The 25,668-nt window shown below is 60.0% G+C and carries 27 protein-coding genes, 1 tRNA gene and 1 pseudogene; 21 read left to right on the top strand and 8 right to left on the bottom strand.

All coding sequences use genetic code 11. From position 1 onward, the window contains the following. Window positions 1-284: 284 nt before the first annotated feature. The 3 genes from folE (at window position 285) to BN1800_RS23640 (ending at window position 2,463) form a co-directional block, all read left to right on the top strand. Window positions 285-899, top strand: coding sequence for a GTP cyclohydrolase I FolE (folE, locus tag BN1800_RS23650; RefSeq protein WP_087001405.1), 615 nt, complete (start codon window positions 285-287; stop codon window positions 897-899). 23 nt (window positions 900-922) lie between these two features. Then, complete coding sequence (gene hisI, locus BN1800_RS23645) at window positions 923-1,375, top strand: phosphoribosyl-AMP cyclohydrolase (protein WP_027513168.1); 453 nt, start codon at window positions 923-925, stop codon at window positions 1,373-1,375. 116 nt (window positions 1,376-1,491) lie between these two features. Continuing rightward, a complete protein-coding gene (locus tag BN1800_RS23640; protein ID WP_087001404.1) occupies window positions 1,492-2,463 on the top strand; it encodes a patatin-like phospholipase family protein in 972 nt (323 codons plus the stop codon). A 15-nt stretch (window positions 2,464-2,478) separates the two neighbouring features. On the opposite strand, the gene BN1800_RS23635 is transcribed toward BN1800_RS23640, so the two are convergent. Continuing rightward, window positions 2,479-2,913: a CBS domain-containing protein gene (locus BN1800_RS23635; RefSeq protein ID WP_087001403.1), complete on the bottom strand. Its 435-nt coding sequence runs from the start codon at window positions 2,911-2,913 to the stop codon at window positions 2,479-2,481. 103 nt (window positions 2,914-3,016) lie between these two features. Further along, on the bottom strand, window positions 3,017-3,787 hold the full coding sequence (locus BN1800_RS23630; RefSeq protein WP_087001402.1) for a rhomboid family intramembrane serine protease: 771 nt from the start codon (window positions 3,785-3,787) through the stop codon (window positions 3,017-3,019). A gap of 298 nt (window positions 3,788-4,085) precedes the next feature. Here BN1800_RS23630 and BN1800_RS23625 point away from each other — a divergent pair, with 298 nt between their 5' ends. The 7 genes and pseudogenes from BN1800_RS23625 to BN1800_RS23595 all read left to right on the top strand — a co-directional run bounded on the left by BN1800_RS23625 (window position 4,086) and on the right by BN1800_RS23595 (window position 10,459). Beyond that, window positions 4,086-4,700 carry a PAS domain-containing protein gene (locus tag BN1800_RS23625; RefSeq protein WP_087001401.1) on the top strand — a complete coding sequence of 205 codons (615 nt, stop codon included), beginning with the start codon at window positions 4,086-4,088 and terminating at the stop codon, window positions 4,698-4,700. A gap of 123 nt (window positions 4,701-4,823) precedes the next feature. Beyond that, on the top strand, window positions 4,824-5,438 hold the full coding sequence (locus tag BN1800_RS23620) for a PilZ domain-containing protein (protein WP_027513173.1): 615 nt from the start codon (window positions 4,824-4,826) through the stop codon (window positions 5,436-5,438). A 67-nt stretch (window positions 5,439-5,505) separates the two neighbouring features. Beyond that, window positions 5,506-6,474 (top strand): prolyl aminopeptidase, encoded by a 969-nt coding sequence (gene pip / locus BN1800_RS23615; protein ID WP_027513174.1) that lies wholly within the window; start codon window positions 5,506-5,508, stop codon window positions 6,472-6,474. A gap of 348 nt (window positions 6,475-6,822) precedes the next feature. After that, complete coding sequence (locus BN1800_RS23610) at window positions 6,823-7,422, top strand: transglutaminase-like cysteine peptidase (RefSeq protein ID WP_087001400.1); 600 nt, start codon at window positions 6,823-6,825, stop codon at window positions 7,420-7,422. Window positions 7,423-7,639: 217 nt separating this feature from the next. Further along, window positions 7,640-8,421 (top strand): annotated as a pseudogene (locus tag BN1800_RS23605) (hypothetical protein). 122 nt (window positions 8,422-8,543) lie between these two features. Further along, window positions 8,544-10,076 carry a D-alanyl-D-alanine carboxypeptidase gene (locus BN1800_RS23600; RefSeq protein WP_087001398.1) on the top strand — a complete coding sequence of 511 codons (1,533 nt, stop codon included), beginning with the start codon at window positions 8,544-8,546 and terminating at the stop codon, window positions 10,074-10,076. Between the two features lie 110 nt (window positions 10,077-10,186). After that, entirely contained in the window at window positions 10,187-10,459 is a 273-nt protein-coding gene (locus BN1800_RS23595; protein WP_027513178.1) for a hypothetical protein, read from the top strand. A gap of 2 nt (window positions 10,460-10,461) precedes the next feature. On the opposite strand, the gene BN1800_RS23590 is transcribed toward BN1800_RS23595, so the two are convergent. Together BN1800_RS23590 and BN1800_RS23585 are read right to left on the bottom strand one after the other, a co-directional pair. Beyond that, window positions 10,462-10,899, bottom strand: coding sequence for a DUF1489 family protein (locus tag BN1800_RS23590; protein WP_027513179.1), 438 nt, complete (start codon window positions 10,897-10,899; stop codon window positions 10,462-10,464). Window positions 10,900-10,962: 63 nt separating this feature from the next. Then, on the bottom strand, window positions 10,963-12,369 hold the full coding sequence (locus tag BN1800_RS23585; RefSeq protein ID WP_087001397.1) for an L-serine ammonia-lyase: 1,407 nt from the start codon (window positions 12,367-12,369) through the stop codon (window positions 10,963-10,965). Window positions 12,370-12,552: 183 nt separating this feature from the next. Here BN1800_RS23585 and BN1800_RS23580 point away from each other — a divergent pair, with 183 nt between their 5' ends. Both BN1800_RS23580 and BN1800_RS23575 read left to right on the top strand, forming a co-directional pair. After that, entirely contained in the window at window positions 12,553-13,317 is a 765-nt protein-coding gene (locus tag BN1800_RS23580) for a DUF599 domain-containing protein (protein WP_027513181.1), read from the top strand. Continuing rightward, the gene (locus BN1800_RS23575; protein ID WP_027513182.1) at window positions 13,317-14,282 is read left to right on the top strand and encodes an acetyltransferase domain-containing protein; all 966 of its coding nucleotides are present in this window, start codon (window positions 13,317-13,319) and stop codon (window positions 14,280-14,282) included. Before BN1800_RS23580 ends, BN1800_RS23575 begins: the two co-directional genes overlap by 1 nt. A gap of 73 nt (window positions 14,283-14,355) precedes the next feature. Here the strand turns inward: BN1800_RS23575 and BN1800_RS42700 are convergent, their stop codons facing one another. After that, the gene (locus tag BN1800_RS42700; protein WP_244564612.1) at window positions 14,356-14,664 is read right to left on the bottom strand and encodes a hypothetical protein; all 309 of its coding nucleotides are present in this window, start codon (window positions 14,662-14,664) and stop codon (window positions 14,356-14,358) included. Between BN1800_RS42700 and BN1800_RS42695 the strand changes: the two genes are divergently transcribed. Next, on the top strand, window positions 14,663-14,791 hold the full coding sequence (locus tag BN1800_RS42695; protein ID WP_244564611.1) for a methyltransferase: 129 nt from the start codon (window positions 14,663-14,665) through the stop codon (window positions 14,789-14,791). The two genes, BN1800_RS42700 and BN1800_RS42695, sit on opposite strands and share 2 nt — an antisense overlap. A gap of 92 nt (window positions 14,792-14,883) precedes the next feature. Here BN1800_RS42695 and BN1800_RS23560 read toward each other — a convergent pair whose 3' ends face one another. After that, window positions 14,884-15,276, bottom strand: coding sequence for a MerR family transcriptional regulator (locus BN1800_RS23560; RefSeq protein WP_037143694.1), 393 nt, complete (start codon window positions 15,274-15,276; stop codon window positions 14,884-14,886). Between the two features lie 66 nt (window positions 15,277-15,342). Further along, window positions 15,343-16,758, bottom strand: coding sequence for a magnesium transporter (mgtE, locus tag BN1800_RS23555; protein ID WP_087001395.1), 1,416 nt, complete (start codon window positions 16,756-16,758; stop codon window positions 15,343-15,345). A gap of 235 nt (window positions 16,759-16,993) precedes the next feature. Between mgtE and BN1800_RS23550 the strand changes: the two genes are divergently transcribed. Then, the gene (locus tag BN1800_RS23550) at window positions 16,994-17,488 is read left to right on the top strand and encodes a peptide deformylase (protein WP_027513186.1); all 495 of its coding nucleotides are present in this window, start codon (window positions 16,994-16,996) and stop codon (window positions 17,486-17,488) included. A 75-nt stretch (window positions 17,489-17,563) separates the two neighbouring features. Further along, window positions 17,564-18,055 carry a BON domain-containing protein gene (locus BN1800_RS23545; protein WP_087001394.1) on the top strand — a complete coding sequence of 164 codons (492 nt, stop codon included), beginning with the start codon at window positions 17,564-17,566 and terminating at the stop codon, window positions 18,053-18,055. A 127-nt stretch (window positions 18,056-18,182) separates the two neighbouring features. On the opposite strand, the gene BN1800_RS23540 is transcribed toward BN1800_RS23545, so the two are convergent. Continuing rightward, window positions 18,183-18,267, bottom strand: a tRNA-Leu gene (locus tag BN1800_RS23540). Window positions 18,268-18,441: 174 nt separating this feature from the next. On the opposite strand from BN1800_RS23540, the gene lipB reads away from it, so the two are divergent. The 6 genes from lipB to BN1800_RS23510 all read left to right on the top strand — a co-directional run. Next, window positions 18,442-19,155 carry a lipoyl(octanoyl) transferase LipB gene (gene lipB, locus BN1800_RS23535; protein WP_027513188.1) on the top strand — a complete coding sequence of 238 codons (714 nt, stop codon included), beginning with the start codon at window positions 18,442-18,444 and terminating at the stop codon, window positions 19,153-19,155. Between the two features lie 58 nt (window positions 19,156-19,213). After that, window positions 19,214-20,152 carry a DMT family transporter gene (locus tag BN1800_RS23530; protein ID WP_087001455.1) on the top strand — a complete coding sequence of 313 codons (939 nt, stop codon included), beginning with the start codon at window positions 19,214-19,216 and terminating at the stop codon, window positions 20,150-20,152. A gap of 85 nt (window positions 20,153-20,237) precedes the next feature. After that, on the top strand, window positions 20,238-20,930 hold the full coding sequence (locus BN1800_RS23525; protein WP_087001393.1) for a hypothetical protein: 693 nt from the start codon (window positions 20,238-20,240) through the stop codon (window positions 20,928-20,930). A 104-nt stretch (window positions 20,931-21,034) separates the two neighbouring features. Next, complete coding sequence (locus BN1800_RS23520) at window positions 21,035-23,044, top strand: acetyl-CoA carboxylase biotin carboxylase subunit (protein WP_087001392.1); 2,010 nt, start codon at window positions 21,035-21,037, stop codon at window positions 23,042-23,044. A 112-nt stretch (window positions 23,045-23,156) separates the two neighbouring features. Further along, entirely contained in the window at window positions 23,157-24,419 is a 1,263-nt protein-coding gene (locus tag BN1800_RS23515; protein WP_027513192.1) for a zinc metalloprotease, read from the top strand. 131 nt (window positions 24,420-24,550) lie between these two features. Next, window positions 24,551-25,668, top strand: a 1,118-nt coding sequence (locus tag BN1800_RS23510; protein WP_087001391.1) for an S-(hydroxymethyl)glutathione dehydrogenase/class III alcohol dehydrogenase, incomplete at its 3' end; no start/stop codon positions are given.

The raw sequence follows: 25,668 nt of genomic DNA, 5'->3' as shown, positions 1-25,668 counted from the left end.
CGCGGATCGGCCCATATCGGCGGTCATTGTATCATAAACAAAAAACACACCGTGTCGTGCTAGCATACTTACATGAAGACGCCGTCTTCCTATATGTATGTCGTTCGAAGGCCATGAAAATGCAATGGCCTCGGGTAAGTTTGATTGGGAAACCGTGCCGGACGGGCTATGAGCCGCCCCGAAAGCCCCGGAGCCTGCCAAAGGTGCAACATTCCTGACAGGGGATACCAGTGGCGAGTCCGAAAGACGGTCTGCACACTCGCGGACCAGGAGACTTGAGCAGTATGGACGCCATCGTAAAGAATTTTCCGCACAACAACCGTGACTCCGAACGCCCCAGCCAGAAGGAAGCGGAAGACGCAATTCGCGTTCTGCTTCGCTGGGCTGGTGACGATCCGTCGCGCGAAGGATTGATCGACACGCCTAACCGTGTTGCCAAAGCCTATCGCGAACTTTTCGCCGGCTACGACATGGACGCGGAAGACGTTCTAGGCCGCACCTTCGAAGAGGTTGCCGGCTACGACGATATGGTTCTCGTGAAGGACATTCCGTTCTACTCGCACTGCGAACATCACATGGTCCCGATCATCGGCAAGGCGCATGTCGCCTATATACCCGACGGAAAGGTCCTAGGGCTTTCGAAGATCGCCCGCGTCGTCGAGATCTACGGCCGCCGTTTGCAGACACAGGAAACCATGACCGCGCAGATTGCCAAGGCGATCGACGATACGCTTGCTCCGCGCGGCGTTGCGGTCATGCTCGAAGCCGAACATATGTGCATGGCGATGCGCGGTGTACAAAAGCAGGGTTCCACCACATTGACGACAACCTTTACCGGGACCTTCAAAGCCGAGCCTGCCGAACAGGTGCGATTCATGACCATGGTGCGGAGCCGCTAATACGGCTCCACTAAGAGAGCCGAATGATGCCGTTTGCATTCAATGCGCCGTCCGACGACAAATCCGAGCTGGAAGATGCCGGCGATTTCACGCCCCGCTTCGACGATCGAGGCCTGATCACCGCGATCGTCACCGATGTGCACGATGGCGAGATCCTGATGGTTGCGCATATGAACGCGCAGGCGCTGGCGCTGACGATTCAGACGGGCAAGGCTCATTATTTCAGCCGGTCGCGCGGCAAGCTCTGGATGAAGGGCGAGACATCCGGCAACGTTCAGACCGTGAAGGAAATCCGCACCGACTGCGATCAGGATGCAATCTGGCTAAAAGTAGAGGTCGCCGGGCACGACGCGACGTGCCATACTGGTCGCCGTTCCTGCTTCTACCGTACAGTGACGCTTCGCGACGGGAAACCAATGCTCGATATCGTTGATGACGAGAGGCATTTCGACCCGAAAGACGTCTACGGAAAGTAGCGCACGTATCAGTTGTCTGCTCGTTATTGAGACAGGAAGCGCTGCCGTATACGATTTGGAAAGGAACGGAGACACTATAATAAACCGCAATATTTTATGCCTGGAGGAGGCACGCCATGCTGAACTGGAGTTTGCATCGTCAGAGCTCTGAAGCAGGTGATTCAGGTTCCGGTGCCTCGACAGTTCCAGATATGACAGCTCCTCTGACGTCCGCCCTTCCCCCTAAGAGAGCAAAGATTGCGCTGGCGCTTGGCGGCGGTGCTGCGCGCGGCTGGGCACATATAGGGGTGCTGCGGGCACTGGACGAGGCGAACATCGAAGTCGGCATGATCGCCGGAACCTCAATCGGTGCGCTGGTCGGCGGCTGCTACCTTGCCGGCAAACTGGACGAACTGGAGGCCTTCGCCCGTTCACTGACGATGCGGCGCATCGCAAGCCTACTTGACCTTACGATCGGCGGCAGCGGACTTTTCGGCGGCATGCGTCTGACGAAACGCATGCAGGAGCATCTCGAAGGTCTGAACGTCGAAGACCTCGACCGTCCTTTCGTGGCAGTCGCTGCGGAGGTGAACACCGGCCACGAAGTCTGGATTTCCAGCGGCTCGCTGATTACGGCGCTGCGCGCATCCTATGCCTTGCCCGGCATCTTCGAACCGGTTCGCAGCAACAGTCGCACCCTGGTCGACGGCGCGCTGGTCAATCCGGTGCCGGTTTCGGTCTGCCGCAGCTACGAACAGCAGCTCGTCGTGGCCGTCAATTTGAACTACGACCTCTTCGGCCGGTCCGCAGTCGTCAAGCATAATGCGAGCCTGACGCTTCAGGAAGTGCAGAAGCAGGAGGAAGCACCTTACGCGCGCCTCGGAATGACCGGCGTGATGGTGCAGGCCTTCAATATCATCCAGGACAGGATTTCGCGGGCGCGCCTTGCCGGCGATCCGCCGGACATTTCGCTGCATCCGCGTCTCAGCGACATCGGCCTCTCGGAGTTCCATCGGGCCGGCGAAGCGATCGATCGCGGATACGAGGAAGCCAAGGCGCGGCTTCCCGAACTCCGGCGGATGCAGGAAGCATTCGCCAGCCAGGTGTGACGGCCGGCGAACACCTCAGCCCGCGATATAGGCCTTGATTTCTTCTGCTTCGCGCTCGACTTCCGCGATGCGCGTCTTCACAACGTCGCCGATCGAAACGATTCCGACGAGCTTTCCATTGGTTTCAACCGGTAGGTGGCGGAAGCGTCGGCTGGTCATCAGTTCCATCAACTCGTTGACGGTCGTGTCTTCGTGGCAGCGGAAGACCCTGGATGTCATCAGCGAGACAACCGGCTGATCGAGGCAGTCCTTGCCAAACTTCGCAACGGCGTTGACGAGGTCGCGCTCGGTAAAGATCCCGGCAATACGGCCCTCCACGCCGACGATGACGACTGCGCCGATCTTGCGGCTGCTGAGCACTTTGGCCGCTTCGCCGGCGGTCGTGTTCGGCCCGGCCGTGACGACGTTGCGGCCCTTCAGGTCGAGGATGGCTTTTACGGTGTTGGACATTCGAAACCTCCCATATCGAAAGTGAAACACTTAACTGAACCGAGGCACCTGCGAAGGGCTGTTCGTCCCAACGCGGATCACTTCGGATGGTGCACTCCAAAGCTCAAGATTGCAATATATCCGGTTCTTCTGAAACCTCAGGCTCTGCCGGAATATTCCTGTCGAAGAACGGGAAGAGAAAGAATCCGAAAATGAAACCGCCGATATGGGCGTCCCAGGCGATCGGCTGGTTGGGGTCGCCGATCAGCGGAATGCCGACCGCGATCAGTCCGTTGCCGATCATCCAGAAGAGCGTGAACACGATAACCGTGCGGCTGCGGAAGGATTCGATCACCGACAGCCGCGGATTGAGGTGCGCCGGACGCGGCACTCTTCGTTCTGGCGGAAACGCAAAGCGGCAGGCGGCTCCCATCAGCCCGGAAACCACGCCGGAAGCGCCGATAAGCAAGGTCGGATCGCCCCAGTTCAATCCTACATGAAGCGCTGCGGAGGCGATCGACGCGAGAACCCAGAAGATGACATAGCGCGAGCCACCGATGCGTCGTACGACCGGCGCGCCGAAAGCCATCAGCCACAGCCCGTTGAAGAGTATATGCTCCACGCTGCCGTGCAGCAGCGAATAGGTCACCGGCGACCAGAGCCATTGCAGTCCCTGTTCGGAGAAAGGAATCACGTAGCGCACCGGGATGAAGCCGAAGGTGATGAAAAGCCATTCGACTGCGTTTGCGGAGAGGATGAACGACTGGACCGCATAGATCGCACCGAGCAGACAGAGCGTCACCAGCAGGATGCCAGGCAAATTAAAAACCGGCGTCCGGGTCTTTTCAACTGGAATTTCCTCAGCCGTTTCCGGCTCCGTCCTGTGATCGTCCATATGCGTCCTCGCCGGATTGAGGCCCCAGCCTTACAGGAGCGAGGATCAAAAAAAAAGCCGCCCGGACGAGCCGGACGGCTTGCCGAGCGTCCCCCGAGAATGACCCCGCGCCCGATCAGTGAACGTGCTGAACTTCGTTTCCGAAGCGATACACAACAGTTGCACGGCATGTGATCGGCGGCAATTGAAACCGTTCCTTAACCTTAACTGCCTGCGGTTGGCATGAAATCCGCATGGTAAGGATCAGAAGAGCCGTTCGGGCTTGAATTTGAACCGAAATGAAACAGGTTGGTGCGCCGTGCGTCATCAGACGATCATCGATATTTACGATTACTGGAACCGCCTGCGCGGTGCCTGCGACGCGCCGCTGAAATCACAGATCGAACCGTCGGCCCTTGGCCACCTTCTGCCGAGCCTTTTCATTCTCGAAAAGAACGACGACCTGGGCGCCGTCACCTTCCGGCTTGCCGGCACGCGCATCTGCGATCTCTTCGGCCGCGATTTGCGCGACGAGAGCTTTGCCGAACTCTTCGGCGACGGCCATGCCTATGACATCGAGGCAACGCTTCTGGGCGCGATGCATCATGTCATCCCGACGCTGCTCAATGCCACCGGCTACAGCACGGCAGGCCATCAGGCAACCTTCGAGATCATCGTCATGCCGCTGCGCTGCGAGAACGGCTGCCGCGCGCGGCTTTTCGGCGCCATTGCGCCATCCGTCGCGGCAAGCTGGCTGGAAATCGTGCCGCTCGATTTCCTGGCACTCGACCGCAGCCGCCTGCTCCGCGACAAACCCGGGCAGAACGGCGGTGGGAGCAACTGGCCATTCACAGCCGCCGCCGAACGTCGGGATGGCTTCGGTGTTGTCCTCGGCCGCATGATGTCTTCATTGTTTTCCGGCGCGCCGCGCTGACCGTCTCATTCCGGCACAGCCTTATCCTATGCTTCAGGCTGTATTTGACCCCTTCAGGACAACCTTCTGTTAAGGGATTGCGGGTAATGATTGCGGTATAACATTTTATGAAGAAGCGCTTTCATGCACTCATTCCAGCAAGCCCAGACGCCACGGACAACAGTGCCGCGCCCTGAGCAGGGTGTCTTCCAGCGTGTGCCCATCAATATGCAGGGCCGCCTCATGCTTGCGAATTACGAGGAATACGAATGTACGGTGATCGATATGTCGCCGGGCGACATGTATGTCACCTGTGCCGGCCGCCCGCGTGCCAATGAGCGCGTCGTCGCGTATATCGATCATCTCGGGCGCGTCGAAGGTCACGTTCTGACCGTGGATGCGCGCGGCTTCACGATGTCGATCAACGCCACCGAGCGTAAGCGGGAGAAGCTCGCCGCGCAACTCACCTGGCTTGCCAACAAGCATGAGCTCGGCCTGCCGGAAGACCGGCGTCATGATCGTCTGACCCCGCGTGAAACGAAGACCGAGCTGACGCTTGAGGACGGCACGCGCTACACCTGCCGCATCATGGACCTGTCGTTGTCGGGTGCTGCGGTCGACATGGAGGTGCGCCCCGCGATCGGCACGCCGGTTCGCCTCGGCAACATGCGCGGCCGCGTCGTTCGACATTTCAGCGAGGGCGTTGCGCTAGAGTTCCTCTCGCTGCAGTCCCGTGAGACGCTGCGAGAATTCCTCTAAGCGGCCTTTGTCATTTCAGTGTTACGGCTATGACTGATGAAGGCAGCCCGAAACAGGCGGTCTTTGCATGTCATCGCGTTATCCCGAACTCGAGCCCTATGACACAGGATTCCTGGAGGCCGGAGCTGGCAACCGGATCTACTGGGAATGCTGCGGCAATCCTGCCGGCCAGCCTGCACTGGTTCTCCATGGCGGTCCCGGCTCAGGCTGCTCGACGACCGCACGACGCTACTTCGATCCTTCAGCCTATCGCATCGTGCTCTTCGACCAACGCAATTGCGGCCGCAGCCTGCCGAGTGCCGCCGAGTTCGGCACGGACCTTGCGGCAAACACCACGTGGCATTTGGTCGACGACATAGAGCGGCTTCGGCTTTACCTCGATGTCGACGGCTGGGTGATATTCGCGAACTCCTGGGGCTCGACGCTGGCCCTCGCCTATGCTGAGAGCCATCCCGATCGCGTACGAGCCATGGCGATCGCTGGAGTAACGACCACCCGCCGCACCGAAATCGACTGGCTCTGCCATGGCATGGCACGCTTCTTTCCCGAGGAATGGCGGTGGCTGCGCGAAGCCATACCGCCAAACCTCCGCCATCTCGATACGCTTTCGGCCTTTCACCAATTGCTGAATGCGTCTGATCAGGAAGCCCGCATGAAGGCGGCACGCGATTGGCACGGCTGGGAGGCTGCATCGATCCTTCTGGCCGATCCGGATGGATTTCCCCGCCGCTGGCACGATCCCGACTATCTGCTCGCCCGTGCGCGGATCGTCACGCACTACTTCTATAACGGCGCATGGCTTGAAGATGGTTTCCTGCTCCGCAACGCTGGGCGGCTGGCCGGGATACCCGGCATCCTGATCCAAGGCCGCCTCGACCTGGAAGCCCCGCTGACAACTGCTTGGGAGCTCGCCGAAGCATGGCCCGGCAGCCGCCTTGTCGTGATTGAGAACGCCGCCCACTCGATGTCAAACGCGACAATCTCCTCCGCCATCGTTGGCGCAACCGACGAATTTCGCGAAATTTTCCGAAAATAATTCTTGGGCGCCGCTGCGAAAAATAAGCCTCGCTCGCTGTTCTGGTGTGCCGCTCGGTGTGTCGCGCCGCGCGCGGGTGCCTGGCGGCTGGAGACAGAATTTACGGCGATCGGTCTCTGCCGTTAACTTTATCACGGAAACGCAGCGCTTGCAGCATCAGTAAATCTTGTGCCGATATGTAAAATTTTATTCGAAACTGCATCGAGTTTTATGCGTATTTGATTTTGTTTTTAATTAGGTTTTACGTGCTTTTGAATCAACTAAGCTATTAATTTTACTGCGAAATTTTGCGCAGGATAAAAACGTCCCTGTCATTGTCATCCTCACAAAACGGGGACGACAAAGACAATGTTCAATGCACTCAAAGGCACGTTTCTGGCCGGTATCCTGATGATGGCAATGACGGGCTCGGGACAAGCGGCGCCTGCCAATATGACCCTTGCAGGCAACGCAAGCCCGCCGATCGGCCACTACGAATTCTGCAAGGTAAACGCGAGTGAATGCGCTTATGACGGTGGCGACGCCGGCCCCGCGATCCTGACCCAGGAGCGTTGGAAGACCATTCTTAAGATCAACTACGAGGTCAACTCGCAGATCCAGCCGATGACCGACAAGGAAATCTTCGGCGTGGAAGAACGCTGGGCCTACCCGCGCACTGTCGGTGATTGCGAGGATTTCGTGCTACTGAAGCGCAAGATGCTGATCGATGCCGGCATCTCTCCATCCGATGCGCTGATAACGGTCGTCATGCAGCCGAACGGCGAGGGCCATGCCGTTCTGACGGTCCGCACCGACCACGGCGACTTCATTCTCGACAACATGCGCAACAAGGTGATGCTCTGGGCGGACACCGAATACACTTTTCTGAAGCGCCAGTCCGCAGATGATCCCGCACGCTGGACGAAGCTGCAGGACGGACGTGCCGTCGCGGTTGGTAGCGTACGCTAAGGCAAATCGCCCGGCCGGAAATACCGGCGGGTCCCACTCGGCCCGGTCAGTCACCCCGCATCCCCGTCCCGACCGGCGCCCTGGAGCCGCTCCTGCTGTCCCGGGAGCGGCTCATCCTTTTTGAGGGACGCCCGGCAATCAGGGTTAATCTTTCTTTAACTGCATCCACCCGATGATGCGGTGAGATTCATCCAGGCACCGGCGGCTCCAGTTTCGTTTGCGGCGGTCAGACACCGAAGAACCGCCATGAGCAACCTCGCCCGCAGCGCCGGCGCATCCGACGAGTCGCCTCGCTTCTCGAACGACTTCACCCTCTGGCTGACCGCAGTCGTTGCAGTGCTTGCAATGCTGACGCTTGGCATCAGCATCGGTGGCCGCTGGATCGGCCGGCACATTACGCTCGCTGGCAATACCGACGATACGGCCGCCGTCATGATCACCATCGGGCGCGACACGCTCAATCTGCCCGAGAACGTTATCCGCTTCCCGAGCCAGAGACGCAGCGGAGTTGCCGAGCGTGCCGATGTCTATCTCACTTGGCCGGAACTGCAGGGCTATACGAAGCAACACCGCGGACGCTTCGACGACGTCTCGCAGTCCGCCAATCTCATCTTCCTTCAAATCACCCAGAGCACGATGTCGCAGGACATGTCCGGCCGCCTCGAGCCCATTTATTCGCACCTGATGGAAGACGCCGCCGTTCTCTATGGCAACGGCTTGACCCTTCACAATCTGAAAGCCGAGGCAGGTTATGGCGGCGAAGTTCTGCTGACGGCACCGCGAACGAACCAGGCCGCCTATGCCGTGCGCTGCATCCTGTCGTCTTCCGCGGCCAATGCCACGAGCGGGGATTGCCAGCGCGACATCAAGGCCGGGAAAGGCCTCAGCGTTCTTTACCGCTTCTCAAGCCGTCATTTGCAGGACTGGGACCATATTGATGCCGCTATTCGCACCTTTGTGGAGGCCCGTCTTGTGACCCATTCCACAACACCCCGCTAAAATGCGTCAGGACGGCGAAACAAACGATTAATCATAAACGGATTGGTAACCCCGCCCGGTTAATTTCAAGAGACGATGGCCGCGACGACGAGGAGATGTGCGGCCGGTACAAACATCTGAAAATGCAAGCGAAGAGTGAAATAGTGTCAAGGTCAATATCCTTCGTATCATCGCCGCGATCCGGCAGTTTCCTGGTGAAGATGCTCGCGGCGATCGCGATCGCAACAACGGCTTTCCTCGTCGGGTCGGTTACGGCCGAAGCAGAAGCCGCAAATTCGAAATATGCGGGCATCGTCGTCGATGCGAAGTCCGGCAACGTTCTCTACAGCGAGAATGCCGACCGCCTGCAGTATCCGGCGTCACTGACAAAAATGATGACGCTCTACATGGTCTTCGAGGCGCTCGAGCAGGGCCGCCTTCGTCTCGACACGCGCGTTCCCTTCTCGGCTTACGCTTCAGCGCAGGCTCCGACCAAGCTCGGCGTCAAGGCCGGCGGCTCCATCAGCGTCGAACAGGGCATCCTCGGTCTTGTGACGCTCTCCGCCAATGACGCGGCAACCGCGCTTGGCGAATTGCTTGCCGGCAGCGAAAGCCGGTTCGCCCAGATGATGACGGCAAAGGCGCATGCGCTCGGCATGACCCGCACCACCTATCGCAATGCCAACGGCCTGCCGAACACTGCGCAGATGACCACGGCGCGCGATCAGGCCCGTCTCGGAATCGCCCTTCGCCAGCATTTTCCGCAGTATTACAGCTATTTCTCCACGCGCAGCTTCAAGTTCGGCAAACGCGTCATCCGCAGCCACAATCGCCTTGTCGGTTCCGTGCGCGGCGTCGATGGCATCAAGACCGGCTATACCCGGGCTGCCGGATTCAACCTCGTTAGCTCCGTGCAGGCCGACGGCAAGTCGATCGTCGGCGTCGTCATGGGCGGCGCCTCCACGCCTGCCCGCGATGGACAGATGCGCAAACTGATTGCGACCTATCTTCCGAAGGCTTCCACGCGCGGCGGCTCCAACCTGATTGCGCAGACGGCGCCGACGCCAATTCCCTCGCCTGCCGCTTCTGTAGCTGAAATTCCTGTTGCGGCCACCGATGTCGACCTGCCGCGCAAAGGCCCGACGCCGGACACGCGCTATGAGGTGGCGTCCGCTGCCGTCGCCTATACCGACGCGCCCGCCGCGAAATCCGAAAACCCGCTTCTTGCCGGACAGAAGACGGAGATCCCTGCTCCGACCAAGGTGAAAACCAAGAGCTTCAAGCAAGCCTCCGTCGCTGTCCCCACTTCCGCCCCGGCCTACATGCCGCCGGACGAGCCCGCCGGCAATCCGGTCGATGCTCTCACGACAGCTTCGGTTGGCCCTGCGGCCTCTGCCGCAAAGCCGGCTCCGGTTACCGAGCAGGGTCCCAGCGGCTGGGTCGTCCAGATCGGCGTATCGTCCAGCCGCGAAATGGCGATGGACCTGCTGGAGAATGCCAAGAGCAAGGGCGGCAAGGCGCTGCGTTCTGTGAAACCCTTCGCGGTCGCCTACGCAAACGGCGGCGATCAGGTCTATCGCGCCCGCTTTGGTGGCTTCGACGACCAGCGCGACGCCGTCAATGCCTGCAAGGCGCTCAAGCGCGCAGGCGTCAAATGCTGGGCAGCTGCCCAATGAGAGATACGGCGCCGCCAGTGTTCCTGACGGCGCCGTTCACGGTCGGAATCGGTGTTAGCGGCGCCGGCCACAGTTCATAACCTCGATTTGTAATGCGTACGGGGACGATTATGGCCACCAATGGAAATGTAACGGGTTTTCCGCCCCGCAGTTCAGGCAAGCCGGCGCGGTTCGGCCTTCATCCGCTGCACGAGGCCGCGCTCAGGCTTGCGGAGATCGGCCTGCACCGGCCGAGAGCAAAGTCCGCAAAGACGAAGGATCTCATCAACCTGCTGCTCTGCCACGGCGCGCGCGCCTGGCGCTACTCGCAGCCGGAAGCCAGCATCCATCTGCATGTCACCTGCCCGGACGGTAAATCGCCGGTCATGCTGCGGCTGCGCTGAAGTTACAGCAATCCGAGCTCCGACAGCTCGCGGCGCAAATCCGCGGGCATTTCTGCAACGCCATCTCCAAGTGTCGCAATATCCCGCGGCACGTCTTCTTCCGGATAGTAGCGCCAGCCCTGGAAGGGGCGTTTTGGTTGTGCGGCGGTTTCGATCACTTCCGGGCCGAGAATCAGGTGGCACCGGCCGATTCCTTCGCCGTCCTTGAACGTCTGGATGTCCAAGAGCTTCTGGCGCGCCTGCACCTGGCCCTTGATCACCCAATAAAGAGAGCCGCCGTCAAGCAGTTCATCCACGCGTTTCGGAACCATGCGCGTCGTATGAACGGAATGCGGCTCGAGGTCGGCCGCAATCGCCCGCAGCACACGCTCCGCCACCCATTCGCGCAGATCCTCGATCGAGTCGGCGCCGACGCATAATTTGATCAGATGCAATGCCATGCCGCCCGTTGAAATCCTTTTGACGGGCAGCGTCAAGCGACTACCGGTCGCAAGTCCACAGGCTCAGCATTCGACGACGTTGACCGCCAGCCCGCCGGTTGAGGTTTCCTTATATTTCTCGCTCATGTCGTAACCCGTCTGGCGCATCGTCTCGATGCAGGCGTCGAGCGGCACGAAATGCTGGCCATCGCCCTTGACGGCAAGCGACGCGGCGGTAACGGCCTTGACGGCACCGAGCGCATTGCGCTCGATACACGGCACCTGGACGAGTCCGGCAACCGGATCGCAGGTCATGCCGAGATGGTGCTCCAGCGCGATTTCCGCGGCGTTCTCGATCTGCGCCGGTGTACCGCCCATCACCGCCGCAAGTCCCGCAGCTGCCATCGCTGCAGCAGAACCCACTTCGCCCTGACAGCCCACTTCGGCGCCGGAAATCGATGCATTGTGCTTGATGATGCCGCCGACGGCAGCAGCCGTCAGCAGATAGTCGCGAATGCCATTCTGATCCCAGTCTTCGTGGAAATGCTCGTAGTAGCGGATCGTTGCCGGAATGACGCCCGCAGCACCATTGGTGGGCGCGGTCACCACGCGGCCGCCTGCCGCGTTCTCCTCGTTGACGGCCATGGCATAGACGCTCAGCCAGTCGTTGGCGAGCAACGGATTGATGCGGTTGCTCCTCCACTCTTCCTGCAGCTTGTCATGGATTTTCCGCGCACGGCGCCGGACGTTCAATCCACCTGGCATGACGCCGTCGACCTTGAGGCCGCGCTCGATACAGGAGCGCATGGCTTCCCAGATACGGTCGAGTCCCGCATCAAGTTCCTCGCGGCTGCGCTGGCTCTCCTCGTTGGCGCGCTTCATCTGCGCAATGCTCAGACCCGAACGCTCCGCCATCTCCAGCATCTGCTTGGCGGTGGCGAAGGGATAAGGAACCCTGGTCGCACCCGCGACGGCCTTCTTCCTGGCGCGCATCTGCTCGAGCTCGGTATCGGTGACGACGAAACCGCCGCCCACGGAATAATAGATACGTTTCAGGAGCAGACGTTCGTCCTTGTCGTAGGCGGAGAAGGACATGCCGTTTGCGTGGCCCGGCAGCGGCTGCTTCTTGTCGAAGACCAGGTCGTTCTTCGGCATGAAAAGATAAGCTGGGTGGCCGGGCGGGTTGATGCGGCCGGAGCGCTCCACCTGGTCGATGATGCCGTTCATCTTGTCCGGATCGACGCTACCGGGTTTCTCGCCCATCAGGCCGAGAATGACCGCCCTGCCCGTCCCGTGGCCGATGCCGGTATGGGCAAGCGAACCGTGCAGGCTGACCTTGATCGCCGCAACCTGGGCGCCGGAGGATGGACGCGGCCACTCGTTCGAGAGGATTAGGTCGAGGAAGCGGTTGGCTGCCGACATTGGCCCCATCGTATGCGAGCTCGACGGCCCGACACCGATCTTGAAAACGTCGAATACCGAAAGGAACATGTGTGTTTCCTGTGAAAATCTTCCGTCAGACTATCCAAAAGGCTAGTTCGGCGCTCGCGACGAACCGACATCGCGTTTAATTGGCGCGACACTAAAACGAATAGGCACGTCTTACCAGTCATTGCAGCAGGCAATTGCATCTGTAGAGTGGCGGCGTCGAATGCGGGATTTGTAACATTGATGCTGACGGTTGCGGATTATATCGCGCTGGCTTTCTTCGCCATGCTCTGGCTCGGTTATTCGTGGCTCTTGCGCGGCAGGACATTCTTCGGCCGCACGAGCCTGACCCATGCCATGACCGAGCGGCGGCGCGAATGGATCTATAATTCGCTGCGCCGCGACCTGAAGATGATCGATACGCAGATCATGGCCGGTCTGCAGAACGGCACGGCCTTCTTTGCATCGACCTCCATGTTTGCGATCGGCAGCTGCTTTGCACTGCTCGGCGCGACGGACAAGGTGAGTGCCATCTTCGCCGATCTGCCTTATGTATTCAGCAGCGGCACCGCGAGTTTCGAACTCAAGGTCGGCGGGCTGGCGGCCCTTTTCGCATACGCCTTCTTCAAGTTCGGCTGGTCTTACCGGCTCTTCAACTACTGCAGTATACTCTTCGGCTCGATCCCAATGGTGCGCGACAGCGAGACCGATATCATCGCTGCCGAGCGCGCCGCTGAACGTGTCATTCGCATGAACGTCATTGCCGGCGGACATTTCAACGAGGGTCTTCGCGCGATCTTCCTGTCGATCGGTTATCTCGGCTGGTTCGTGAATGCTTACGTTTTCATGGCGACGACCGCGGTCATCGTTGTCGTGCTGACGCGCCGGCAGTTCTTCTCGGAGGCGCGTCTGGCTATCATGGATGCCAACCCGCCATCAGATCTCCACCTTTCTGCTATTCGCCGCGATACGCCGCAAGATAGCGGAAGTGATTTGTCCGGGGGATTGTGATGACTATTTCTGCGAGCGAAAACGGTACGTCCGCCCGGCCACCGCGCATCGGCCTGCTCGATACGGCGCGCGGCGCAGCGCTGATTGCGATGGCGACCTACCACTTTACCTGGGACATGGAGTTCATGGGCTATCTGGCGCGCGGGACGGCGGAGACTGGGTGGCTGAAGATCTATGCCCGTGCGATCGCGTCGACCTTCCTCTTCCTCGCCGGTGTCAGCCTGATGTTTGCCGGCACACCAAGCATCAGGCGCCAGGCCTATCTCCGGCGGCTTGGCATGATCGTTTCGGCCGCGGCTCTCATCACGGCCGCGACGGCAATTGCGATGCCGCAGGGCGCGATCTTTTTCGGCATTCTGCACAGTATCGCGGCGGCAAGCGTCATCGGCCTGCTCTTCTTGCGCCTGCCCGGGATTTTGATCATCACCGCCGGCATTGCGGCTGTCGTCGCCCCGCTCTATCTGCGCTCTTCATTCTTCGACACGCCGTGGCTTTGGTGGGTGGGCCTTTCCCAGACTGTGCCGCGATCGAACGATTATGTGCCTGTTTTGCCATGGATCGGGCCCTTTCTCATCGGTATGGGCGTTTCGAGCATAACGCTGAAACAGGGCTGGGCAGAATGGCTCGCAAAGTTTGGCACAGGCACCACTTTGCTTGCAAAAGCCGGCCGCCACAGCCTCGCCATCTACCTGATCCACCAGCCGGTCCTGATCTCGATCGCATATGCGCTTTCGATTGTCGCGCCGCCCGCAAAGCCGGATCCCGTGCAGACCTACCTGCAGCAGTGCCAATCCTCCTGCGTCGTCCAGGAAGGAGAAGCGCTTTGCCGCAGCTTCTGCCAGTGCACGCTCGAAAGATTGCAGGGCGAAAACCTGTTCACGCCGCTCCAGTCTGGCGCAATCCAGGCGGATAAAGATGAAAGGGTACAGCGTATCGCATTGGAGTGCAGCACCGAAGCGCAATGACGGTCGTTCGATGAATGCCTATCGTTCGAAGCCGCTGAAATTTCCATGGCCGCCGGTTCTATACGGCCACGCTTTACTCTCCGCTTTCCTGCTTGGCGAAATCGTCGGGCTTCCGGTACCCCGGATGCATGCCGCCTTTGCCTGGATCATTGGTGCAGCACTCACCTACGCCGACCCGGAGCACCTCGTGGAAAGGCATAGTCCAGGTGCGTCGAGCGCTCCCGTCATAGCAGCGATAAAGGAAGGGGTAGCTAATCTGGCAGACCGTGCCTGTCGCGACTGAAGCTACCTGCTGTTGCGCATGCCGTCCATTCAGGTGGAAAATTCTCATCGCCGCCATATGGGCGATCAAGACTTTGCTGGAGAGCGGGACGACGATCATGCGGAATCGCGCAACAGCCCGTCTCTTCACCCGCGGTCCCTTCCGCTGCACGCGCAATCCGATCTATCTCGGCTACACGCTTGCAACGATCGCCTGCGGCCTCGTGACGGGAAATAGTTGGTTCTAGGTCGCAGTCGGCGGGAAGAACGGCACCTGCAGGCCCGCTTCGGCTGCGATTTCGAAGGCTATTGCAGAAGAACCAGAGGTTCGATCTGACGCTCAGGTGCCCACGCCGATTTCTGCGAGACGGCCGAGGCAGGCCTCTTCGATATTGTCGAGCTCCGTCAGCGTATCGTCGATGTCCTTGCGCTTCTTGCGCAGGTCTTCCCGTTTTTCGTCGATGCGCTTCATCAAAAGCTTGAGCTGGCCGAGTTCCCCCGGAGGATCCTTGTAGACCTGAATGATCTCGCGAATCTCTGCGATGGTGAAGCCGATGCGGCGGCCGCGCAGGATTTCCTGAATCAGGCGCCGGTCGGCCGGACGGAACAGGCGCGTGCGCCCGCGGCGTTCCGGATGGATCAGGCCTTCGTCTTCGTAGAAGCGAAGCGTGCGGGTCGACACACCGAATTCCCGCGTCAGCTCCGTTATGCTATAGTATTTATTCACTGGCATTGGTTTCCCACTCTCGTGCCCCATAATATTGACTTTTACGTAATAGTCAATTTATGCAGGTTCGGCTCAGATTCCGAACCACCAGGTGGCGATGCCGAGGAAGGCGAAGAAGCCAGTGCAATCGGTGACGGTCGTCACGAAAACGGACGACGCGATGGCCGGGTCCGCGCCGACCTTGTCCAGAAGAAGCGGCCAAAGAATGCCTGCGAGAGCCGCAGCCATCAGATTGATGATCATGGCGGCGCCGATGACCATGCCGAGCTGATAGTCGTGGAACCACGTGCCGGCAATCGTGCCCATGATGCTCGCAAAGACGATGCCGTTCATGATGCCGACGCCCGCCTCTCTGCGGATGATGCGGCCGGCATTGTAAATGTCGAGGTCGCGGGTCGCCAGCGCCCGCACCGTCACGGTCATCGTCTGCGTGCCGGCATTGCCTCCCATGGACGCCACGATCGGCATCAGCACGGCAAGTGCGATCATCTTCTCGATCGATGCATCGAAGAGCCCGATGACGCTGGCCGACAGCATCGCCGTGCCGAGATTGATCACCAGCCAGAGGAAGCGCGAGCGGACGGTCGAGATGACATTGTCCGAAAGCTCTTCGTCACCGACGCCGCCGAGGCGCTTGATGTCTTCATCCGCTTCTTCGTGGATGACGTCGACCACGTCATCGATGGTAAGAACACCGACAAGGCGATCGTTCTCGTCTACGACGGCGGCTGAGAGAAGGTCGTATTGCTCGAAGAGTTGGGCCGCCTCTTCCTGGTCCATCTCGGCCGGAATCGGATGGGTCGTCTCGCGCATGATCGCCTCGATCTTCGTCTGCCGCTTGGTGCGGAGAAGCTTGTCGAGATCGACGGCGCCAAGCAGCTTGAAGGTCGGGTCGATAACGAAGATCTGCGTGAAGGAGTAAGGCAGGTCCTCCTCCTCGCGCATGTAGTCGATCGTCTGCCCGACGGTCCAGAATGGCGGCACCGCCACGAATTCCGTCTGCATGCGGCGGCCGGCGGAACTTTCCGGATAGTCCAGCGCCCTGCGTAGGCGCACCCGCTCGGTGAACGGCAGCTGCGCCAGGATTTCTTCCCGGTCTTCCTTGTCCAGGTCCTCGAGAATGTAGACAGCGTCGTCCGAATCGAGGTCGCCAATTGCAGCGGCAATCTGCTCGTTCGGTATCTGGTCAACAATTTCGCGGCGGATCGCTTCGTCGACCTCCGTCAGCGCCGTCATGTCGAAATCGTCGCCGAGGAGGCGGACAAGCGCCAGGCGCTGATCCGGCTGGATCGATTCCAGCAGGTCGCCTATTTCCGACTCGTGAAGGCGCGCGACGTTCTGCCGGAGAAAGATCGTGTCACGGTCGGCGATGGCAGCGCCGACAAGCGCCAGAAAGTCGCTACGGACGTTACCGTCCTCGTCGTAGATGTCGGCGCCTTCGTCGTCCGGACGTCTGCGGATGCGGTCGTCTTCTCCGGTTTCCGTCATCTGTCGTCCTCGCGTTCCAAGATTAACGACTGTCGCGCCGCATTCGAGAATGGCGGCTGAAAGAGTATTGTCAACAACCGGATAAGCGAATTCCGCCTGCCTCCCGGCCCGCTCGAATTCCAGCCCTGCTAGCCGAAACACGCCTCGCCGTCTAGCGCCAAGCGCGTCCCCGCAGATGACAATGCGCCGTCTTGCCGATAGTTTCCGCGCGCTAGCAAACCAGGACCGCCCGCCGATGGCCATTCGTCCCATTCTTCATTATCCGCATCCCGGCTTGAAGACAGTCTGCGAACCGGTGACAGTCTTCGATTCGGCGCTGCGCGAGCTTGCGGACGATCTGCTGGAGACGATGCGCGCCGCACCCGGCGTCGGCATCACGGCCGCCCATGTCGGTGTCTTCCTGCGGGTGGCTGTGATCGAGCTCAGCAAGGCAGACGGCATTCGGATCTATATCAATCCTGAAATCACGTCGGTTTCGGACGAACTCACGCGCCAGACCGAAGGAAGCGTCTCAATGCCCGGAGTGACCGACGATGTCGCGAGGCCCGCCGCGATCCGTTTTCGCTATCAGGACATCAACGGCGTCCAGCATGAAGACGATGCCGATGGCTTCCTGGCAATCTGCATCCAGCACGAAGTGGACCAACTTGACGGCATATTCTGGCTTCAGCGCCTGTCGAAGCTGAAGCGCGACCGACTGATCCGGAAATGGGAAAAAGCGGCGCGGTGATTTCACGAAACTTTGGCGAACCATTCCGGACCGTGAGCGTTCTTCGATCAAGGTAACGCCTGAGGGAGAACGACGATGCCGAGGAAGAACGACAAGACAACCTTTTCGCGCGAAGACGATTATCGCGATTACGAAGAACGCAATCTTGACGAGGGCTGGCCCTACTCCGACGGAGCAAGATCGGCCGGGTCGGGAAATCGAGCCTACGGCGAAACGCCGGCAAATTTCGACCGCGATCCAAACGGCGGCTTTCGCGTTGACGGCACGGATAAAGACGGTAACGAAAACCGGCTCAAGGATTCGCTCAGGGCCAATACGATCGACCGCGACGAAAGCGATGACCTCGAAGCGCGCGTGACGGAGAACCTGGAAAACATTCCGGATTTGAACCTCGACAGCATCGATGTTCACGCTGACGGCCACACCGTAACGTTGGAAGGCGCGGTCGAAACCATCGGCATGGCCCGCAAGGTTGAACTCGGGGCTCTTTCAGTCGATGGCGTCCACCGTGTCCGCAACCGCCTGGAAACGATCGGCGTCGATTCGCATCTGTCGGACGAGGATTGAAGACCCTGACAATCAAGGCGGCACGAACCGTCTAGCATGCCGGCAAACGAAAAAGGACCGAAAACCCGGCCCATTTTTCATGCTGTCCGCGCGATGGGACGTCTTAAAATTCTCTCTGGAAGAGAAATGGTGCGGTCGAGAAGACTCGAACTTCCACGGGTTGCCCCACAGCGACCTCAACGCTGCGCGTCTACCAATTCCGCCACGACCGCATCGTGGTAGGTGCCGAACTGCGTCGGCGGGGCAGCATGTAGCAAAAGCATTTGGGGTGCACAAGGGCGATATGACAGATTTTTGCAAAACAAATCACAGCATTTGAATTGCACGTCGAACGGGGCCATATAGGCGGTCTGCCGCCTGTGATCGCCGTGCGGCGAGGGAAAGTCATGCTGCGCACCGATCTGCAATTCTCCATGTTTCCGCTTGAAGGCTCAAAACCGGTGCGCTGGCGCATCGCCGATGGTCTCGTAGCCTACGAAGAGGCCGTAGGAGCGATGGAGCGCGAGGTGGCGATGATCGCCGAAGGCGGCGACGAGCTTGTCTGGCTCGTCGAGCATCCGCCCCTTTATACGGCAGGCACCAGCGCCAATGCAAAGGACCTTGTGCAGCCGGATCGTTTCCCGGTCTTTGCGACCGGCCGCGGCGGCGAATACACCTATCATGGCCCCGGCCAGCGCGTTGCCTATGTGATGCTTGATCTCAAGCGCCGTCGTCAAGATGTGCGCGCTTTCGTTGCAGCGCTGGAAGAAGTGGTGATCCGCACGCTCGATTCGATGAATGTGCGCGGCGAGCGGCGCGAGGATCGCGTCGGGGTCTGGGTAAGACGGCCGGAGAAACCGCTGCTGCCGGACGGCAGCATGAGCGAGGACAAGATTGCCGCACTCGGCATCCGGCTTCGCCGATGGGTGACGTTTCACGGCCTGTCGCTCAATGTCGATCCGGACCTCGATCATTTTACTGGCATCGTGCCGTGCGGGATTTCCGCCTATGGCGTGACGAGCCTAGTCGATCTCGGCCTGCCGGTGATGATGGCGGATGTGGATATCCGTCTGCGGGAAGCCTTCGGAACGGTCTTCGGCGAAACGGTGGGCGAGCGCTAAGCCATATTGATCGGCATGCATTCCTATGGTTGATGGCTTCGTTCCCGAAAGCCGCACGATGTCCCAAGAACAGTCTCCGCAAAATCCGCTTCAAGGCATGGGCATCATGGCCGGCGCCATGGTCGTCCTGCCCGCCATGGATGCGATCGCCAAATACATGGCGACCTTCGAGGCGATGTCGCCTGGCCAAGTGACTTTCTACCGCTTCTTCTTTCAGGTTGCCTGCACGCTTCCTATCTTGTTTGCCGTCTTCCGCTGGAAGGCGCTTTCGGCCAAGCGGCCGTGGATGAACCTTTTGCGCGGCGCCTTGCATGGTGCAGCCAGCCTGCTTTTCTTCGTCGCGGTCAAATACATGCCGCTCGCCGATGTCTTCGCGATCTATTTTGTCGAGCCCTTCATGCTGACGGCGCTTTCGGCGCTCTTTCTCGGGGACACAGTCGGCTGGCGGCGATGGATGGCGATCGTCGTCGGATTCGGCGGCGCGATGATCGTCATCCAGCCGAGCTACGAAATCTTCGGCCTGAAGGCGCTGCTGCCGGTGTGCTGCGCCTTCCTCTTTTCTCTTTATCTTTTCCTTAACCGCGCGATCGGTGAGGCTGATTCGCCATTGACGATGCAGACCATGGCCGGATTCGGCGGAACGCTCTTTATGGGCGCCGCGCTCCTTGGCGGAAATGCGCTTGCGATACCCGATTTCGAGATGTCGCTCCCTTCCTCCACGCTGGGCCTCTTCCTTCTGCTGATCCTCGGCACCATTTCCGGATATGCACATATGCTGGTCGTCAGGGCATTCCGCCTGGCGCCGCTGTCGCTGCTTGCCCCGTTCCAATATTTCGAGATCATCTCGGCGACGGTGCTCGGATACGCGCTGTTCGACGATTTTCCCAATTTTTCCAAATGGATCGGCATTTTCATCATCGTCGCATCAGGTCTTTTCATCATCTGGCGCGAACGCGTTCAATCACGATCGCTAAAATCGTCGGAGACGCCTGCATAATCGGTTAACTTTTGTTGTTGATGGTTCATCAATTCCGCTGCGCTAGAGCTGTTTCAGGCTTCATGATGAAGCCTGGAGATAAAAGATGAGCGAATTCCGATTGGCTTTTCCGGCATGCGTGATCGCCGGGAAGCATCGGTTGGCCGCCGACGATATCGGCCTCTTGCGCAGGCACAGCTTTCCGGACGGCGTCCGGACGGCGCACGACGTCGTTGTCATGCTTGCGCTGAACAATTCCTGCCCTGAAAAATGCCCGGAATGGAACTCCTTCTTTGTGGAGCAACTCGCCGGTTTCATCGTCAACTACAGTTATCCGCAAGGCTCGCTGGACGAAATCAATGTCGCATGGATCATGCGCATGTTCGCGACTGGCGGTGTCGTCAATTCGGCGCTCGAACTGGAGCTCGTGCTACATATCATGGAGATTTCCGCCCATGTGCCGGACGATCTGCGCGCCTTTGCGCTCGATCAGCTGCGGCTCGCGATCACCGACGATGTCGGCGGCTACAAGCTGTCGCGCGCAGTGGATCGCAAGGGCGTCACCCGTCAGGACGTCGATTTCGTCATGCGTGTGCTGAGGAACATCTGTGAGGGCGGTGTGCTTCCGGTTTCACTGCTTACCTACAACGTTCTGCACCGGATCGAAGCGGCAACGCTGCCTGCCGCCAATCATCCCCGCTGGACCGACATCCTGCAGGCTCTCGAACTCCGCGAATATGTCGAACCGCGCACCAGCCGCTGGCTGCGGATCGTGGACGACGAACAAGCGGTCGCGTGACTTCCGTTAGGACAGGTCCCCTCCTCACCGTCAACTTTCGCACGATTGTGCGTCTCGACGTTTCTGCGTAGAACTTCTGGACGCATTTTTCGGGTGGAGTCTGCATGTTCAAGAAAATCCTGATCGCGAACCGCGGCGAGATCGCTTGCCGCGTGATCAAGACTGCGCGCCGCATGGGTATTGCAACGGTCGCGGTCTATTCGGACGCAGACAGGGATGCCCTCCACGTCGAGATGGCCGATGAGGCCGTGCATATCGGTCCGGCCGCGGCGGCCGAGAGTTATCTCGTCGCCGAAAAGATCATCGCCGCCTGTAAGGAGACCGGTGCCGAAGCCGTCCATCCCGGCTACGGCTTCCTCTCGGAACGAGCCTCCTTCTGCGAGGCGCTAGAAAGGGAAGGCATCGTCTTCATCGGGCCGAAACCGAAGGCCATCAGGGCGATGGGCGACAAGATCGAATCGAAGAAGTTTGCCAATGCCGCCAAGGTCTCGACGGTGCCGGGCTATCTCGGCGTCATAGAAGATGCCGCGCATGCCGAAAAGATCGCCGGTGAGATCGGCTATCCGGTGATGATCAAGGCTTCGGCCGGCGGCGGTGGCAAGGGCATGCGCGTCGCCTGGAACGAGGCGGGGGTGTGCGACGGCTTCGACCGCGCCCGCTCGGAGGCGCGGAGTTCCTTCGGCGATGATCGCGTCTTCATCGAGAAATACATCGTCGACCCGCGTCATATCGAAATCCAAGTGCTGGCCGATGCGCACGGCAATGCCGTCTATCTCGGCGAGCGGGAATGCTCGATCCAGCGGCGAAACCAGAAGGTCGTCGAAGAGGCGCCCTCGCCCTTCCTCGACGAAAAGACCAGGCAGGCGATGGGCAAGCAGTCTGTCGCGCTGGCTAAGGCCGTCGACTACCAAAGCGCAGGCACGGTGGAATTCATCGTCGATCGCGACCGAAATTTCTATTTTCTCGAGATGAACACGCGGCTGCAGGTCGAGCATCCGGTGACGGAACTGGTGACCGGGATCGATCTTGTGGAGCAGATGATCCGCGTCGCTGCGGATGAAACGCTTCCCTTCAGCCAGAAGGACATAAAGCTGAATGGCTGGGCGATCGAAAGCCGGCTCTACGCCGAAGATCCCTATCGCAACTTCCTGCCCTCGATCGGCCGCCTGACACGTTACCGTCCGCCGGCGGAAGGCAGGCACGGAAACACGATTGTCCGCAACGATACCGGCGTCTTCGAGGGCGCGGAAATCTCGATGTATTACGACCCGATGATCGCAAAGCTTTGCACCTGGGCGCCAGACCGTCCGACGGCGATCGACGCCATGGGCCAGGCGCTCGACGGCTTCGTGGTCGACGGCATTGCGCATAATCTGCCGTTTCTTGCGGCATTGATGACGCATCCGCGCTGGCGCGAAGGCCGGCTTTCGACGGGCTTCATTGCCGAGGAATATCCGGACGGCTTTGCGCCGATGGTGCCGGATCAGCGGGAGGAAACGATGCTGGCTGCCGTGGCTCTCTCGGCATCGTTGATCGAAGCAAACCGGCGCGAACGCCATGTCGACCGTCTGCGCGCGTCGGACGGCGATCTCCGCCAGGAATGGGTTGTGAAGATCGGCGGAAGCTACGTGCCGGTAAGGCTGATCGACGGACTCGTGACCATCCCGTTCGACATGGAGATGGAAGCAGTGGGAGAAACGCTGCATGTTATCACCGATTGGAGACCCGGCGATCCGGTCTGGAACGGGGCAGTCAGCGGGCAGGCTGTGACGGCACAGGTGCGGCCCGTTCTCAATGGCATGCTGATCGACTGGCAGGGTCTCGCCGTCCGCGCAGGCGTTTTCACGCCGCGCCACGCCGAACTCGACCGCCTGATGCCCGTCAAGCTGCCACCGGATACATCGAAGCTGCTGCTTTGCCCCATGCCGGGACTGGTGATCTCGATCGCCGTCGCGGAAGGCCAGGAAGTAAAGGCCGGCGAGACACTTGCCGTGGTCGAAGCCATGAAGATGGAAAACGTGCTGCGCGCCGAACGCGATCTGGTCGTCGGCAAGATCAATGCGAAACCCGGCGAGAGTCTCGCCGTCGATGCCGTTATCCTGGAATTCGCCTGATCCGGATTGGCACAAGCCCATCCGCGCCGCGGTGAATGCGGCTTCGCTTTTGTTAAGGTCTTGCAGTTTAAGATGGAGCGTTCTCGTCCTGTGGCTGGGGCCGGAGTAACGAATGACGGCACTACAATCTGCCGCCCTGCTGCTTTTCATCAATCTTGGCCTTCTCTGGCTGCTCATACGCATACCGCTCGGCCTGCGCACCATTCGCTTGAAACGCGCATTCCGGCGTTCGCCGGAAGAGCTGTGGAAAGCGATCAATCCCGCCGGCAGCGACGCCGACTGGCACCATTCCGTTATCAGCAGCAAGCCGCTTGGAAACCGTAAGGGTATCGTCGAACAGTTTTACAGCCATCTGGACCGCAACGGCGAGCCTCTGCGCCGCTTGCTCGCTTTGGAGCCGTTGCCCACTGCCGGCGGCCGCGGCTTTCGCGCGCGGGTAACTGACGACAGTACGCTCGATGCGACGTTCTGGCAGGACTTCAGCGAAAGCAGAATCGTCCGCCGTGCGCCGGACGGCGCCGAGATCGAAATTTCGCAGACGGATCGTTATCGCGGCCTCGCGTTCCTTCTCTTCCGGTACTTCGTCCTGCGCCGCGAGCTGCGTGCCCTGGAGGGGTGGCTGGCGACCGGAGAGTCCGTCCCTCAGGGCCATTTCGAACATCCTGCCGTTCAATGCTGCCTGGCGCTTCTATCGACGCTGCTGCTTTGGCCGTTCTTTGGTCTTACCGTCGGGGGCCTGATGATCTCGACCTTTCTCACGCTCGTCATCGCCCTGCACGAACTCGGACATCTTGCCGCCTACCGGACGTTCGGGCACGAATCCGTGCGCATGATTTTCGTGCCGTTCCTCGGCGGTATTGCAATTGGCGGCAGACCGTACAGAAGCCATTTCGAGGTTGCCACCTGTGCGCTGATGGGGCCTGGCATCTCGGCCTTTTTCGTCCCGATCCTGATTGCCGGGGATAACCTTGCGGCACATGGCCTGCTGCCGGAGCAATTCCGCGGTCCGCTATTGATCTTCCTGCTTATCCTCGGCGCCTTCAACCTGCTCAATCTTCTGCCGATGCAAAGGTTCGACGGTGGTCAGGTCCTGCGGCAAATCTTCAGGACGCGCCGCTCGCTGATCGGAGCGAGCTTTGCCGCAACGGCCTGTGTTCTAGGTATCGGCTGGGAGATCGGCGTTTCCAGCGGTGTCCTGGCGGCTGCCCTCGCGGTCTTCATCCTGCTCAGCATGATCGGCGCGGGCTCCCTCAAGCCGCGCCACAAGCTTGAGGAGATGAGGGCCGGCGAACGCATGCTCGTCGCCTTCGGGCTTTACGCCGCAATCGCCATACATGGTTATGCCGTTGTCCTTTCCGCGGAAAAGCTCTTTTGACGCTTTGAGCAAACTTGCTGCCGCAAGCAGCTGATTTTGCAATAATGTTATCGCCGCCTTGCCTTTTTCGCTTGAGCCGCTCGCGCCCGGCATGCCAAGGTTCGTCCGGAAAATCACGAGGAGATCAGACGATGGACGTTCGCGCCGCCGTAGCCGTTCAGGCTGGAAAACCACTGGAAATTATGACCGTGCAGCTTGAAGGGCCGAAGGCCGGCGAGGTGCTGGTCGAGGTCAAGGCGACGGGCATCTGCCATACCGATGATTTCACCCTGTCGGGCGCCGATCCGGAAGGTCTCTTTCCGGCAATCCTCGGCCACGAGGGCGCCGGCATCGTCGTCGATGTCGGCCCGGGCGTCACTTCGGTCAAGAAGGGTGACCACGTCATCCCGCTCTATACACCGGAATGCCGTGAATGCCCGTCCTGCCTGTCGCGCAAGACCAATCTCTGCACCGCGATCCGTTCGACCCAGGGCCAGGGCCTGATGCCGGACGGCACCTCGCGCTTTTCGATCGGCAAGGACAAGATCCATCACTACATGGGCTGCTCGACCTTTGCCAATTACACGGTGCTGCCGGAGATCGCGCTCGCCAAGGTCAATCCTAACGCCCCCTTTGACAAGATCTGCTACATCGGCTGCGGCGTGACTACCGGCATCGGCGCCGTCATCAACACCGCCAAGGTGGAGATCGGTGCAACGGCCATCGTCTTCGGTCTCGGCGGCATCGGCCTCAACGTCATCCAGGGGCTGAAGCTCGCCGGTGCCGACATGATCATCGGCGTCGATTTGAACAACGGCAAGAAGGAATGGGGCGAGCGCTTCGGCATGACGCATTTCGTCAATCCGAAGGAGGTCGGCGACGATATCGTGCCCTATCTCGTCAACATGACAAAGCGCGGCGCCGACCAGATCGGCGGCGCCGACTACACCTTCGACTGCACCGGCAACACCAAGGTGATGCGCCAGGCGCTGGAAGCCAGCCATCGCGGCTGGGGCAAGTCGGTGGTCATCGGGGTTGCCGGCGCCGGCCAGGAGATTTCGACGCGTCCCTTCCAGCTGGTCACCGGCCGCAGCTGGATGGGCACCGCCTTCGGCGGTGCGCGCGGCCGCACCGACGTGCCGAAGATCGTCGACTGGTACATGGAAGGCAAAATCCAGATCGATCCGATGATCACCCACACAATGCCGCTCGAAGACATCAACAAGGGCTTCGAGCTCATGCATTCCGGCGAAAGCATCAGGAGTGTTGT

The sequence above is a fragment of the Rhizobium sullae genome, assembly GCF_900169785.1.
Classification (GTDB): Bacteria; Pseudomonadota; Alphaproteobacteria; order Rhizobiales; family Rhizobiaceae; genus Rhizobium; species Rhizobium sullae.
The sequence above is the reverse complement of the archived record's forward strand: the minus strand, read 5'-3'. Positions and strand labels throughout refer to the sequence as shown.

What these genes read in the sequence shown, in the direction of transcription:
- folE (WP_087001405.1), top strand. Translation starts at nt 285, where the DNA reads ATGGACGCCATCGTAAAGAATTTTCCGCACAACAACCGTGACTCCGAA.
- hisI (WP_027513168.1), top strand. Translation starts at nt 923, where the DNA reads ATGATGCCGTTTGCATTCAATGCGCCGTCCGACGACAAATCCGAGCTG.
- BN1800_RS23640 (WP_087001404.1), top strand. Translation starts at nt 1,492, where the DNA reads ATGCTGAACTGGAGTTTGCATCGTCAGAGCTCTGAAGCAGGTGATTCA.
- BN1800_RS23635 (WP_087001403.1), bottom strand. Translation starts at nt 2,913, where the DNA reads ATGTCCAACACCGTAAAAGCCATCCTCGACCTGAAGGGCCGCAACGTC.
- BN1800_RS23630 (WP_087001402.1), bottom strand. Translation starts at nt 3,787, where the DNA reads ATGGACGATCACAGGACGGAGCCGGAAACGGCTGAGGAAATTCCAGTT.
- BN1800_RS23620 (WP_027513173.1), top strand. Translation starts at nt 4,824, where the DNA reads ATGCACTCATTCCAGCAAGCCCAGACGCCACGGACAACAGTGCCGCGC.
- pip (WP_027513174.1), top strand. Translation starts at nt 5,506, where the DNA reads ATGTCATCGCGTTATCCCGAACTCGAGCCCTATGACACAGGATTCCTG.
- BN1800_RS23610 (WP_087001400.1), top strand. Translation starts at nt 6,823, where the DNA reads ATGTTCAATGCACTCAAAGGCACGTTTCTGGCCGGTATCCTGATGATG.
- BN1800_RS23600 (WP_087001398.1), top strand. Translation starts at nt 8,544, where the DNA reads ATGCAAGCGAAGAGTGAAATAGTGTCAAGGTCAATATCCTTCGTATCA.
- BN1800_RS23595 (WP_027513178.1), top strand. Translation starts at nt 10,187, where the DNA reads ATGGCCACCAATGGAAATGTAACGGGTTTTCCGCCCCGCAGTTCAGGC.
- BN1800_RS23590 (WP_027513179.1), bottom strand. Translation starts at nt 10,899, where the DNA reads ATGGCATTGCATCTGATCAAATTATGCGTCGGCGCCGACTCGATCGAG.
- BN1800_RS23585 (WP_087001397.1), bottom strand. Translation starts at nt 12,369, where the DNA reads ATGTTCCTTTCGGTATTCGACGTTTTCAAGATCGGTGTCGGGCCGTCG.
- BN1800_RS23575 (WP_027513182.1), top strand. Translation starts at nt 13,317, where the DNA reads ATGACTATTTCTGCGAGCGAAAACGGTACGTCCGCCCGGCCACCGCGC.
- BN1800_RS42695 (WP_244564611.1), top strand. Translation starts at nt 14,663, where the DNA reads ATGCGGAATCGCGCAACAGCCCGTCTCTTCACCCGCGGTCCCTTCCGC.
- BN1800_RS42700 (WP_244564612.1), bottom strand. Translation starts at nt 14,664, where the DNA reads ATGATCGTCGTCCCGCTCTCCAGCAAAGTCTTGATCGCCCATATGGCG.
- BN1800_RS23560 (WP_037143694.1), bottom strand. Translation starts at nt 15,276, where the DNA reads ATGCCAGTGAATAAATACTATAGCATAACGGAGCTGACGCGGGAATTC.
- mgtE (WP_087001395.1), bottom strand. Translation starts at nt 16,758, where the DNA reads ATGACGGAAACCGGAGAAGACGACCGCATCCGCAGACGTCCGGACGAC.
- BN1800_RS23550 (WP_027513186.1), top strand. Translation starts at nt 16,994, where the DNA reads ATGGCCATTCGTCCCATTCTTCATTATCCGCATCCCGGCTTGAAGACA.
- BN1800_RS23545 (WP_087001394.1), top strand. Translation starts at nt 17,564, where the DNA reads ATGCCGAGGAAGAACGACAAGACAACCTTTTCGCGCGAAGACGATTAT.
- lipB (WP_027513188.1), top strand. Translation starts at nt 18,442, where the DNA reads ATGCTGCGCACCGATCTGCAATTCTCCATGTTTCCGCTTGAAGGCTCA.
- BN1800_RS23530 (WP_087001455.1), top strand. Translation starts at nt 19,214, where the DNA reads ATGTCCCAAGAACAGTCTCCGCAAAATCCGCTTCAAGGCATGGGCATC.
- BN1800_RS23525 (WP_087001393.1), top strand. Translation starts at nt 20,238, where the DNA reads ATGAGCGAATTCCGATTGGCTTTTCCGGCATGCGTGATCGCCGGGAAG.
- BN1800_RS23520 (WP_087001392.1), top strand. Translation starts at nt 21,035, where the DNA reads ATGTTCAAGAAAATCCTGATCGCGAACCGCGGCGAGATCGCTTGCCGC.
- BN1800_RS23515 (WP_027513192.1), top strand. Translation starts at nt 23,157, where the DNA reads ATGACGGCACTACAATCTGCCGCCCTGCTGCTTTTCATCAATCTTGGC.